The following is an 11,797-nucleotide window of genomic DNA, read 5'->3' as shown; positions in this document are numbered from 1 at the left end:
ACCGTTAATTATTTCTGCAGTTCCATACGCTTGATGTCGCCGACAATAAACAGATAGCAAACCATCGCCATCAGAGCAGAGCAGCCGACGAAGACCAGCGCAGCGTTGAATGAGTGCAGCTCGCTCACCAGGTACCCGATAACCAGCGGGGTCACGATGGAGGCAACGTTGCCGAAGACGTTGAAGACCCCACCGCACAGACCGACGATCTCTTTCGGCGCGGTATCTGAAATCACCGGCCAGCCGAGTGCGCCAAACCCTTTACCAAAGAACGCCAGCGCCATCAGCGTCACAACCAGTGCCGTGTTATCGGTGTAGTTACACAGAATAATGGTTGAGGCCAGCAGCATGCCGAGAACAATCGGCAATTTACGCGCCACGGTGAGAGAAAAACCGCGTTTAATCAAAGCGTCAGAGAACACGCCACCCAGTACGCCACCGGCAAAACCACACAGCGCCGGGATTGAGGCCACCAGGCCCACTTTCAGAATCGACATCCCTTTTTCCTGCACCAGGTAAATCGGGAACCAGGTGAGGAAGAACCAGGTGATGGTGTTGATAAAATATTGGCCGAAGAACACGCCCAGCATCATGCGGTTGGTCAACAGCTGCTTGATGTAGTGAAGTTTAGGGCCGCTGGCCGCCGCGCTGCCCGGCTTTTTATGGTCCATATCGACCACTGCGCCGTTATCGGAGATGAACTTCAGCTCTTCTTTACTCATGCGCGGGTGGTCGGTCGGGTTGTGAATCAGCTTGACCCACAGACCAGTCAGTACGAAGCCGATGGCACCCATCACGGTGAAGACATGCTCCCAGCCCCAGGCAAAGGTCAGCCAGCCCAGCAGCGGTGAGAACAGCGCGAGAGAAAAATACTGCGCGGAGTTAAAGATAGCCGAAGCGGTACCGCGCTCTTTGGTCGGGAACCAGGCCGCTACGATACGGGCGTTTGCCGGGAAGGAAGGTGCTTCCGAGAAGCCCAGCATAAAACGCATGATAAACATGGAGATACCTGCCCAGGCCAGCGGGAACATATCCACAAAGCCCTGCAGGAAGGTGAACAGTGACCAGAAGAACAAACTGTAGGTGTAGACTTTCTTCGAGCCAAATTTATCCAGCAGCCAGCCGCCGGGGATCTGCATCAGCAGGTAGGCCCAACCGAAAGCGGAGAAAATATAGCCCATTGATACGGCGCTGAGCTGCAGCTCTTTCGCCACTTCCGTGCCGGCAATAGATAATGTTGCACGGTCGGCATAGTTAACAGCGGTAACAATAAATATAATAAGTAGAATTAAATATCGGGTTGGTATACCTTTTCTTTGTTCTATCGTTGCATCCAGACTCATTTAATATTCCTCAGGTACAGCACACCTACCATTATTTATTTTTGGTGTGATTTTTAATAATTCAGAAATCGATATTAACCATCGTCGATTTACTCATCCGGTGCATTGCAAGCATGATTCAGTATAATCAGCCGGCGTTCATTGAACACTGTGCATATAACCCATAAACAACGAAAAAAACCACTTATTACTGTGCAAATGCAATAACAAATGGGCGCTGATGCACAGTTCCGGCGTTTTCCCTTGCTGTCAGGCTGGCTCTCACCACAATGAGTGATTTAGATCACATTTTAAATCATGAACACCTGACATTCTTTATTTCACAAATCACAGTGACACCCTTTGAATAACCGATTTATTTAATTATTCGCACCTTGCTGGAGAATACTGGACAATGGCTGACATTGAAATTAGACAAGAATCGCCGACGGCGTTTTATATAAAAGTACACGATACCGATAATGTGGCGATTATTGTTAACGATCGAGGTTTAACGGCCGGAACGCGTTTCCCTGATGGGCTGACGTTGATCGAGCATATCCCGCAAGGCCACAAAGTGGCGCTGGTCGATATTCCTGCCCACGGCGAAATTATCCGCTACGGCGAGGTGATCGGTTACGCCGTACGCGATATCGCACGCGGCAGCTGGATTGACGAATCCATGGTTGAGCTCCCGAGCGCGCCACCATTAAACACGCTACCACTGGCAACAAAAGTGCCGGAGCCCCTTCCGCCGCTTACCGGCTACACCTTCGAGGGGTACCGCAATGCGGATGGCAGCGTCGGCACCAAGAACCTGCTGGGGATCACCACCAGCGTTCACTGCGTGGCAGGGGTTGTAGATTATGTCGTGAAAATTATTGAACGTGATCTACTGCCAAAATATCCGAATGTTGATGGTGTGGTTGGCCTTAACCATCTGTATGGCTGCGGCGTGGCGATCAATGCCCCCGCCGCGGTGATCCCTATCCGCACTATCCATAATATTTCGCTGAACCCGAACTTTGGTGGCGAAGTCATGGTTGTGGGCCTCGGCTGTGAAAAACTTCAGCCAGAACGCCTGTTGCAGGGAACCGAAGATGTTCAGCCGATTGCCGTCGACAGCGCCAGCATCGTGCGTTTACAGGATGAACATCACGTCGGTTTTGAATCGATGGTGGAAGATATCCTGCAGGTCGCCGAGCGTCATCTGGCGAAACTGAACGCCCGCCAGCGCGAGACCTGCCCGGCCTCTGAACTGGTGGTCGGCATGCAGTGTGGCGGCAGCGATGCCTTCTCCGGCGTGACCGCCAACCCGGCCGTGGGCTATGCCTCCGATCTGTTGGTTCGCTGCGGCGCAACCGTCATGTTCTCTGAGGTTACCGAAGTTCGCGATGCCATTCATCTGCTGACGCCGCGGGCGATCAACGAAGAGGTTGGTAAGCGTCTGCTCGAAGAGATGGCCTGGTACGATAACTACCTCGACCAGGGAAAAACCGACCGCAGCGCCAACCCTTCACCGGGCAATAAAAAAGGCGGTCTGGCAAACGTGGTGGAAAAAGCGCTGGGCTCTATCGCCAAATCGGGCAAAAGCGCGATTGCGGAAGTGCTGTCTCCGGGCCAGCGCCCGACGAAACGCGGCCTGATCTTCGCCGCCACCCCGGCCAGCGATTTTGTCTGCGGCACCCAGCAGGTGGCCTCGGGAATTACCGTGCAGGTGTTTACCACCGGGCGCGGCACGCCATACGGTCTGGTGGCGGTGCCGGTCATCAAGATGGCAACGCGCACCGAGCTGGCAAACCGCTGGTATGACTTAATGGACATCAACGCCGGGACCATCGCCACCGGCGAAGAGACCATCGAAGATGTCGGCCTGAAGCTGTTTGAGTTTATTCTTGATGTGGCGAGCGGTCGCAAGAAGACCTTCTCTGACCGCTGGGGCCTGCATAATCAGCTGGCAGTGTTTAACCCGGCGCCGGTGACCTGATTTACTACCGGCGGCGCAGCCTTAAGCCCCTCTCCGGCAAGGAGAGGGGCCATGTTTACCCCTTAACCAGTCGCACATCAATGCCGCTCTTGCGCAACCCTTCAAGGCTTTCGGTTGGGATCCCTTCATCAACGATAATCATATCAATCCGCTGAGTATCGATAATCTTATGCAGGCTCGAACGATTAAATTTCGTTGAGTCGGTCACGACAACGATCCGCTCCGCCACCTCGCTCATCCGGCGATTCAGTCGCGCTTCATCTTCATTATGGGTACTGACGCCGCGATCGAGATCGATGGCATCGACGCCAAGAAAAAGCATGTCAAAGTGGTAATTCTGCAAAGATTGCTCCGCCTGGTCGCCATAGAACGACTGAGACTGGCGGCGCAGATGGCCCCCGGTCATCAACAGCTCCACCCCTTCGGCATCCAGCAGTGCATTCGCCACGTTCATCCCGTTAGTCATGACGATCAAATCGCTATGCTGACGCAGCATGCGGGCAATTTCATACGTTGTGGTGCCGGAGTCGAGAATAATCCGGTGCCCCGGTTGAATCAGTTCTACTGCAGCCTGTGCGATGCTGCGCTTCACTGCGGTATTGAGCGCACTTTTATCTTCCACTGATGGCTCAGCAGCGGGCGTCGTCCCGTCACAGATCAGCGCACCGCCATAGGCACGAACGGCGATACCCTGTTTTTCAAGAAAGGCCAGATCGTTACGGATCGTCACCGTCGAGACGCCATATAGCAGGGCAAGATCGTTTACCTGCACGCTTCCCTGCTGCCGCAGTCGCTGGATAATTTGCTCGCGTCTCTCACTGGTGCCGCCGATGCGCTTATCTACAGAAGAGTCGGTACTGCTCATAGTAATTCCTTTAGCTAAATCTTTCGTTTCATTTCGTTTTGCCTATTAACACCTTTCTTTTAGCGGAATGCAAGCCCTGAAACGCGCGACAGCAGGACAATTCACGGCGCTAAAGACTTTCATTATGTTTCTTTTGTGAAACAGATCGGAAAACTATTATCTTTCGTTTTATTTTTACAGCACCATGACGCAGTATTAGATGAAACAAAACGAAAGATTAATATCATTACCATCCGAAATGGAGAGGAAAGTGAAACATCTTACAGAAATGGTGGCACAGCATAAACGAGGGAGTACAACCGGAATTTATGCCGTCTGTTCCGCACATCCACTGGTGCTTGAAGCGGCTATTCGTTACGCCCGGGCCCAGCAGGCTCCGCTGCTGATCGAAGCCACCTCCAATCAGGTAGATCAGTTCGGCGGCTATACCGGCATGACACCCACTGATTTTCGCGGCTTCGTCTGCCAGCTGGCCAGTTCGCTCGATTTTCCCCAGTCGCAGCTGATCCTCGGCGGCGATCATCTCGGCCCTAACCGCTGGCAAAACCAGCCTGCCGCTCAGGCGATGGCCAATGCCGACGATCTGATTAAAAGCTACGTCGCTGCCGGATTTAAGAAGATCCATCTCGATTGCAGCATGTCCTGTGCGGACGATCCGCTGCCGTTAACCGATGAGATCGTCGCAGATCGCGCCGCCCGACTGGCGAAGATAGCCGAAGAGACCTGCCGTGAGCACTTTGGCGAATCCGACCTGGTCTACGTAATTGGTACTGAAGTACCCGTCCCAGGCGGCGCTCACGAAACGCTTACCGAACTACAGGTCACCACTCCTGATGCTGCCCGCGCGACGCTCGAAGCGCATCGCTATGCCTTTACTCAACGCGGATTGACCACTATCTGGCCGCGCATTATCGGGCTGGTAGTTCAGCCCGGCGTCGAATTCGATCATATCAACGTTATCGACTATCAGCCGCAGAAAGCCGTAGCGCTGAGCGCAATGGTAGAAGCTTATGACACGCTGATATTTGAAGCTCATTCCACGGACTATCAGACACCGCAGGCGCTTCGTCAGCTGGTGAAAGATCATTTTGCCATTCTGAAGGTCGGCCCGGCGCTCACCTTCGCCCTGCGCGAAGCACTGTTCTCGCTGGCGGCGATAGAGGAAGAACTACTTCCTGCGAAAGCGTGCTCCGGCCTGCGTCACGTGCTGGAAAACGTGATGCTCGATCGCCCGGAATATTGGCAAAACCACTATCACGGCGACGGCAATGCACGACGCCTGGCGCGCGGATACAGCTACTCCGACCGTGTTCGTTACTACTGGCCGGACAGCCAGCTCGATGAGGCTTTTGCACGTCTGGTGCGCAATCTTGCCGACTGGCCGATTCCGCTGCCGCTTATCAGTCAGTATATGCCGCTGCAGTACATCAAAGTTCGCGAGGGCGATCTCAAGGCAGCACCGCGAGAGCTCATCATCGACCACATTCAGGACATACTGCAGCAGTACCACGCTGCCTGTGAGGGCGTTACGTCCCATAACGCATAACAACAAAGAGGAAAACGCGATGCCAAACATTGTCTTAAGTCGTATTGATGAACGTTTAGTCCACGGTCAGGTGGGGGTCCAGTGGGTCGGGTTTGCAGGAGCTAACCTGGTGCTGGTGGCCAACGATGAGGTTGCTGAAGATTCAGTACAGCAGAATCTGATGGAAATGGTGCTGGCGGAAGGGATCGCCGTGCGCTTCTGGTCGCTGCAAAAAGTCATCGACAATATCCACCGCGCCGCCGATCGGCAAAAAATCCTGCTGGTCTGCAAGTCCCCCTCCGACTTTATGACGCTGGTCGCAGGCGGGGTACCGGTAACACGTATCAACGTCGGAAACATGCATTACGCCGAGGGTAAGCAACAAATTGCCAAAACGGTCTCTGTCGATGCCAGCGATATTGCCGCCTTCAACGGGCTGAAGGACGCTGGGGTGGCCTGCTTCGTACAGGGCGTTCCGACAGAACCCGCTTTGGATCTCTTTAAACTGCTCTGAGGGATTCATAATGGAAATCAGTCTGTTACAGGCTTTTGCATTAGGTATTCTGGCCTTTATTGCAGGCCTGGATATGTTCAACGGGTTAACCCATATGCACCGTCCGGTGGTCCTCGGCCCGTTGGTCGGCCTGATTCTGGGCGATCTGCATACCGGTATTTTAACCGGCGGCACGCTGGAGCTGGTCTGGATGGGGCTGGCCCCGCTGGCGGGCGCCCAGCCGCCAAACGTGATTATCGGCACTATCGTCGGTACCACTTTTGCCATTACCACCGGAGTGAAGCCTGATGTTGCCGTCGGCGTCGCCGTCCCCTTCGCCGTCGCGGTACAGATGGGAATCACCTTCCTGTTCTCGGTGATGTCCGGCGTGATGTCCCGCTGCGACCGGATGGCAGCAAACGCCGATACCCGAGGCATTGAACGGGTGAACTATCTGGCCCTGCTGGCGTTAGGAACCTTCTATTTTCTCTGTGCCTTTCTGCCTATCTTTTTCGGGGCGGAACATGCGAAAACCGCCATTGATGTGCTACCGGAGCGCCTGATTGACGGCCTCGGCGTGGCAGGCGGCATCATGCCAGCTATCGGCTTCGCCGTGCTGCTGAAAATCATGATGAAAAACGTCTATATCCCCTACTTTATCATCGGCTTTGTGGCCGCGGCCTGGCTGAAGTTACCGGTGCTGGCGATTGCAGCCGCGGCGCTGGCTATGGCGCTCATTGACCTGCTGCGCAAATCTCCAGAACCGGCTGCACCGGCGGCACAGAAAGAGGAATTCGAAGATGGCATCTAATCAAACGACTCTGCCCGGCGTCTCTACCGCCGAAGAGACGCTGCTTTCCGGCGTGAATGAAAACGTCTACGAAGACCAGACCCTAGGCGCGGAGCTGACGAAAAAAGATATTAACCGCATCGCCTGGCGATCCATGCTGCTGCAGGCCTCGTTCAACTACGAGCGTATGCAGGCGTCCGGCTGGTTGTATGGCCTGCTGCCGGGCCTGAAAAAGATCCACACCAACAAGCGCGATCTGGCGCGGGCCATGAAAGGGCATATGGGGTTCTTCAACACCCACCCGTTCCTGGTGACCTTTGTCATCGGCATCATCCTCGCCATGGAGCGCTCCAAGCAGGACGTCAACAGCATCCAGAGCACTAAAATCGCCGTCGGCGCCCCGCTCGGCGGGATTGGCGATGCCATGTTCTGGCTGACGCTGCTGCCGATTTGTGGCGGCATTGGCGCCAGCCTCGCGCTGCAAGGTTCTATCCTCGGTGCGGTGGTATTTATTGTGTTGTTCAACGTGGTGCATCTCGGATTGCGCTTTGGCCTTGCGCACTATGCTTATCGGATGGGCGTGGCGGCGATACCGTTAATCAAAGCCAATACCAAAAAGGTCGGGCACGCGGCGTCCATCGTCGGAATGACGGTGATTGGCGCGCTGGTGGCAACCTATGTTCGCCTCAGCACCACGCTGGAGATCACCGCTGGTGATGCGGTGGTAAAACTGCAAACGGACGTTATCGATAAACTGATGCCGGCGTTTCTGCCGCTGGTTTATACCCTGACCATGTTCTGGCTGGTGCGCCGCGGCTGGAGCCCGCTGCGACTCATCGCGCTCACCGTGGTACTGGGTGTCGTGGGTAAATTCTGCCACTTCCTGTAAATACAAAGAGGTATGCGATGTTAGGTATTATTTTGACGGGGCATGGAGGCTTTGCCAGCGGTATGGCAATGGCGATGACACAGATACTGGGCGAGCAGTCACAGTTTATCGCTATCGATTTTCCGGAAACCTCAACCACCGCACTACTCACCTCACAGCTTGAGCAGGCCGTGAACCAGTTGGATGCTGAAGATGATGTCGTTTTTCTGACGGACCTGCTGGGTGGTACACCGTTTCGCGTCGCCTCAACGCTGGCAATGCAAAAACCAGGCAGTGAAGTGATCACCGGCACCAACCTGCAGCTGCTGCTGGAGATGGTGCTGGAACGTGAGGACTTGAACAGCGAGGCGTTTCGTCTGCAGGCGCTGGAGTGCGGGCACCGCGGGTTAACCAGCCTGGTCGACGAACTCGCGCGCTGTCGCGAAGAGAAGCCGGTAGAGGAAGGGATATGACGCACTTTCTGCGCGCCAGGCGCCTGCTGACCGAGCAGGGCTGGCTTGCCGATCATCAGTTGCGTATAGAAGCAGGCGTCATTACCGCGGTTGAGCCGGTTCCCGCTGGCGTGAGCGCTCGCGATGCCGATCTGCTTTGCCCCGCTTACATCGATATTCATGTCCACGGCGGCGCGGGTATTGATGTGATGGACGACGCGCCGGATGCGCTCGACAAGCTGGCAATTTATAAAGCGCGCGAGGGGGTCGGTGCCTGGCTGCCGACCACCGTTACCGCACCGCTGCCGGCTATCCACGACGCGCTGGAGCGCATCGCCCGGCGCGTGATTTCCGGTGGTCCCGGTGCGCTGGTGCTGGGCAGCTATCTGGAAGGGCCCTATTTCACCCCGCAAAATAAAGGCGCCCATCCCCCGGAGCTTTTCCGCGAGCTGGATATCGCCGAGCTGGACACCTTGGTGACACGCTCACGACAAACCCTGCGAGTGGTGGCGCTGGCCCCGGAAAAGCCCGGCGCATTGCAGGCCATTCGCCATCTTAAACAACAGGGTCTTCGCGTTATGCTAGGGCATAGTGCGGCCACCTATGAACAGACCCGCGCCGCATTCGCTGCCGGTGCTGATGGGCTGGTGCACTGTTACAACGGGATGAGCGGGCTACATCACCGGGAGCCGGGTATGGTCGGTGCCGGACTCACCACATCCCAGGCGTGGCTGGAGCTTATTGCTGACGGGCATCATGTCCACCCTGCAGCCATGCGTCTGTGTTGCTGCTGCGCCGGGCAACGCACTGTTCTGATCACCGATGCGATGCAGGCAGCCGGTATGCCCGATGGCCACTATTCGCTGTGTGGCGAAACGGTAGAGATGCGCGGCGGCATCGTACGAACGGTCTCCGGTGGCCTGGCAGGCAGTACGCTCTCGCTTGATGCGGCCGTTCGCAACATGGTCGAGCTGGCGGGAGCTGCACCGGAAAATGCCATCCATATGGCTTCTCTGCATCCCGCCCGCCTGCTGGGTATCGACGATAGATTGGGATCGTTACGAACGGGGAAATACGCGAATGTCATTGCGCTAAACGACAGATTGCACGTTCAGCAGATCTGGATTCAGGGCCAGGCTCTCCCCCTTTAGCCCTTTCATTATGTGTTATGTTGGCCTTCGCCTTCACGTGAAAGGCCTTTCTTTTCCTTTCATTCATAGCATGACCCGTCAGCAGTAATTCAATTAAATATCTGTTTATCATGCACATAGACACATTCATTGTGTTTTGCTCACATATTTCGTTTTATTTCTCATCGCATTGATTGAACTTTCGATTTCTTTCCTATAGATTTTATCTAACTACTTACATGAATAAGTGAAACGAAACGAAAGATAGCGACAATTTTGCCAGCGTCTGATGTGGAATTCACACGACTAAGGACTGAGTTATGCCTGAAACCTATACCGCTACCTCCGCCGCGACCGGCACCTGGACAGAAACCGAAATCCGTCAACAGCCCGCCAGTTGGATCCGCTCGCTGGCCAATATCGACAATCGCCGTTCAGCGATCGACGACTTCCTCACGCCCTTGCTGCAAAAAGACGACTTGCGGATTGTTCTGACGGGGGCAGGAACCTCCGCCTTTATCGGTGAGATCATTTCGCCCTGGCTATCGCGCCACACCGGAAAAAACATCAGCGCGGTGCCAACGACCGACCTGGTCACCAATCCGATGGATTATCTGAACGCCGCTCACCCGCTGCTGCTGGTCTCCTTCGCCCGCTCTGGCAATAGCCCGGAGAGCGTCGCCGCGGTAGAACTGGCCAATCAGTTCGTCCCGCACTGTTATCACCTGTCGATTACCTGTAATGAAGCCGGCAGCCTGTATCAAAACGCGGTAAACAGCGACAACGCCTTTGCGCTACTGATGCCGGCAGAAACGCACGACCGCGGCTTCGCGATGACCAGCAGTATTACCACCATGATGGCAAGCTGCCTTGCGGTATTCGCGCCCGATGCGATCAACAGCAGGTCATTCCGCGACGTGGCGGATCGTTGTCAAACGATCCTTTCGTCGCTCGGCGAGTTTAGCGACGGCGTATTTGGCAATGAGCCATGGAAACGGATCGTCTATCTCGGCAGCGGCGGATTACAGGGCGCAGCGCGCGAATCGGCCCTCAAGGTCCTCGAGCTAACCGCCGGTAAGCTGGCGGCATTTTATGACTCTCCAACCGGCTTTCGTCACGGGCCGAAATCACTGGTGGATAACGAAACGCTGGTGGTGGTATTTGTCTCCAGCCATCCATACACACGCCAGTACGATCTCGACCTGCTGGCTGAACTGCGTCGCGACAAACAGGCAATGCGCGTGGTAGCGATTGCCGACGAAGCCGCTGACCCTGTCGCAGCAGGCCCACACATCCTGCTGCCGCCTTCCCGCACTTTTATCGACGTCGAGCAGGCTTTCTGCTTCCTGATGTATGCCCAGGCGTTCGCACTCGCGCAATCCATCAGCGTGGGCAATACCCCGGATACGCCTTCCGCCAGCGGTACCGTTAACCGCGTGGTGCAAGGCGTCGTCATTCACCCCTGGAATGCTTGAGAGGAGCGCATCATGAGCATTATTTCTACGAAATATCTTCTGCTGGATGCCCAGGCAAAAGGCTATGCGGTACCTGCATTTAACATTCATAACGCCGAGACGATCCAGGCGATCCTCGAAGTCTGCAGCGAAATGCGATCGCCGGTGATCCTTGCCGGCACGCCGGGTACCTTTAAGCATATCGCGCTGGAAGAGCTCTACGCGCTGTGTAGCGCTTACTCCACCAGCTATGAGATGCCGCTGGCGCTGCATCTCGATCACCATGAAACGCTGGATGATATCCGCCGCAAGGTTAACGCCGGCGTGCGCAGCGCGATGATTGACGGTAGCCACTTCCCGTTTGCCGAGAATGTAAAGCTGGTGAAATCGGTCGTGGATTTTTGTCACGCGCGCGATTGCAGCGTAGAGGCAGAACTCGGTCGCCTGGGCGGGGTGGAAGATGATATGAGCGTGGATGCAGAAAGTGCATTTTTGACCGACCCGCAGGAGGCGGGGCGATTTGTCGAGCTGACCGGCGTCGATAGTCTGGCGGTCGCTATCGGCACCGCGCACGGACTGTATACCAAAACGCCAAAAATTGATTTTCACCGTCTGGGGGAAATTCGTGAAGTCGTTGACGTGCCCCTGGTCCTGCACGGCGCGAGCGATGTCCCTGACGACTATGTTCGCCGCACCATCGAGCTGGGGGTCTGCAAAGTCAACGTCGCCACCGAGCTGAAAATCGCGTTTGCCGCAGCGGTTAAAAAATGGTTCGCCGACAACCCGCAGGGCAACGATCCTCGTTATTACATGCGCGTCGGCATGGACGCCATGAAAGAGGTGGTCAGAAGCAAAATCACCGTCTGCGGTTCGGCAAACCGCCTGCTGCTGCCTACTGAAGCCTGATACCC

At 55.5% G+C, this 11,797-nt stretch carries 11 protein-coding genes; 9 read left to right on the top strand and 2 right to left on the bottom strand.

The genetic code is table 11. The features are described from left to right. Window positions 1–8: 8 nt before the first annotated feature. Window positions 9–1,343 (bottom strand): galactarate/glucarate/glycerate transporter GarP, encoded by a 1,335-nt coding sequence (gene garP, locus ACMYSP_RS15530; protein ID WP_434582955.1) that lies wholly within the window; start codon window positions 1,341–1,343, stop codon window positions 9–11. A 394-nt stretch (window positions 1,344–1,737) separates the two neighbouring features. Here garP and garD point away from each other — a divergent pair, with 394 nt between their 5' ends. Then, window positions 1,738–3,309: a galactarate dehydratase gene (gene garD, locus ACMYSP_RS15525; protein WP_434582954.1), complete on the top strand. Its 1,572-nt coding sequence runs from the start codon at window positions 1,738–1,740 to the stop codon at window positions 3,307–3,309. Window positions 3,310–3,364: 55 nt separating this feature from the next. Here the strand turns inward: garD and ACMYSP_RS15520 are convergent, their stop codons facing one another. Then, entirely contained in the window at window positions 3,365–4,174 is an 810-nt protein-coding gene (locus tag ACMYSP_RS15520; protein WP_434582953.1) for a DeoR family transcriptional regulator, read from the bottom strand. 238 nt (window positions 4,175–4,412) lie between these two features. Here ACMYSP_RS15520 and kbaZ point away from each other — a divergent pair, with 238 nt between their 5' ends. The 8 genes from kbaZ (at window position 4,413) to kbaY (ending at window position 11,792) form a co-directional block, all read left to right on the top strand. Beyond that, the gene (gene kbaZ, locus ACMYSP_RS15515) at window positions 4,413–5,720 is read left to right on the top strand and encodes a tagatose-bisphosphate aldolase subunit KbaZ (RefSeq protein WP_434582952.1); all 1,308 of its coding nucleotides are present in this window, start codon (window positions 4,413–4,415) and stop codon (window positions 5,718–5,720) included. A 19-nt stretch (window positions 5,721–5,739) separates the two neighbouring features. Beyond that, the gene (gene agaV, locus ACMYSP_RS15510) at window positions 5,740–6,213 is read left to right on the top strand and encodes a PTS N-acetylgalactosamine transporter subunit IIB (RefSeq protein ID WP_416872394.1); all 474 of its coding nucleotides are present in this window, start codon (window positions 5,740–5,742) and stop codon (window positions 6,211–6,213) included. Window positions 6,214–6,223: 10 nt separating this feature from the next. Beyond that, on the top strand, window positions 6,224–7,003 hold the full coding sequence (gene agaW / locus ACMYSP_RS15505) for a PTS N-acetylgalactosamine transporter subunit IIC (protein ID WP_041147363.1): 780 nt from the start codon (window positions 6,224–6,226) through the stop codon (window positions 7,001–7,003). Further along, window positions 6,993–7,871 (top strand): PTS N-acetylgalactosamine transporter subunit IID, encoded by an 879-nt coding sequence (gene agaE, locus ACMYSP_RS15500; protein WP_434582951.1) that lies wholly within the window; start codon window positions 6,993–6,995, stop codon window positions 7,869–7,871. Before agaW ends, agaE begins: the two co-directional genes overlap by 11 nt. 17 nt (window positions 7,872–7,888) lie before the next feature. Beyond that, complete coding sequence (agaF, locus tag ACMYSP_RS15495; protein ID WP_434582950.1) at window positions 7,889–8,323, top strand: PTS galactosamine/N-acetylgalactosamine transporter subunit IIA; 435 nt, start codon at window positions 7,889–7,891, stop codon at window positions 8,321–8,323. Further along, window positions 8,320–9,453, top strand: a complete 1,134-nt coding sequence (gene nagA / locus ACMYSP_RS15490; protein ID WP_434582949.1) for an N-acetylglucosamine-6-phosphate deacetylase — start codon at window positions 8,320–8,322, stop codon at window positions 9,451–9,453. Before agaF ends, nagA begins: the two co-directional genes overlap by 4 nt. Before the next feature lie 299 nt (window positions 9,454–9,752). Next, window positions 9,753–10,907 (top strand): SIS domain-containing protein, encoded by a 1,155-nt coding sequence (locus ACMYSP_RS15485; RefSeq protein ID WP_434582947.1) that lies wholly within the window; start codon window positions 9,753–9,755, stop codon window positions 10,905–10,907. 12 nt (window positions 10,908–10,919) lie between these two features. Beyond that, window positions 10,920–11,792, top strand: coding sequence for a tagatose-bisphosphate aldolase subunit KbaY (gene kbaY / locus ACMYSP_RS15480; protein WP_434582946.1), 873 nt, complete (start codon window positions 10,920–10,922; stop codon window positions 11,790–11,792). Window positions 11,793–11,797: the final 5 nt, after the last annotated feature.

It is taken from the genome of Klebsiella sp. R390 (assembly GCF_051131745.1).
In the GTDB taxonomy this organism is placed as follows: Bacteria; Pseudomonadota; Gammaproteobacteria; order Enterobacterales; family Enterobacteriaceae; genus Klebsiella.
Note: the sequence above shows the minus strand (reverse complement) of the source record. Positions and strands in the feature narration are given on the sequence as shown.

Bases quoted from the DNA above. Each gene is read 5' to 3' on its own strand.
- garP (WP_434582955.1), bottom strand. From the start codon at position 1,343: ATGAGTCTGGATGCAACGATAGAACAAAGAAAAGGTATACCAACCCGA.
- garD (WP_434582954.1), top strand. From the start codon at position 1,738: ATGGCTGACATTGAAATTAGACAAGAATCGCCGACGGCGTTTTATATA.
- ACMYSP_RS15520 (WP_434582953.1), bottom strand. From the start codon at position 4,174: ATGAGCAGTACCGACTCTTCTGTAGATAAGCGCATCGGCGGCACCAGT.
- kbaZ (WP_434582952.1), top strand. From the start codon at position 4,413: ATGGAGAGGAAAGTGAAACATCTTACAGAAATGGTGGCACAGCATAAA.
- agaV (WP_416872394.1), top strand. From the start codon at position 5,740: ATGCCAAACATTGTCTTAAGTCGTATTGATGAACGTTTAGTCCACGGT.
- agaW (WP_041147363.1), top strand. From the start codon at position 6,224: ATGGAAATCAGTCTGTTACAGGCTTTTGCATTAGGTATTCTGGCCTTT.
- agaE (WP_434582951.1), top strand. From the start codon at position 6,993: ATGGCATCTAATCAAACGACTCTGCCCGGCGTCTCTACCGCCGAAGAG.
- agaF (WP_434582950.1), top strand. From the start codon at position 7,889: ATGTTAGGTATTATTTTGACGGGGCATGGAGGCTTTGCCAGCGGTATG.
- nagA (WP_434582949.1), top strand. From the start codon at position 8,320: ATGACGCACTTTCTGCGCGCCAGGCGCCTGCTGACCGAGCAGGGCTGG.
- ACMYSP_RS15485 (WP_434582947.1), top strand. From the start codon at position 9,753: ATGCCTGAAACCTATACCGCTACCTCCGCCGCGACCGGCACCTGGACA.
- kbaY (WP_434582946.1), top strand. From the start codon at position 10,920: ATGAGCATTATTTCTACGAAATATCTTCTGCTGGATGCCCAGGCAAAA.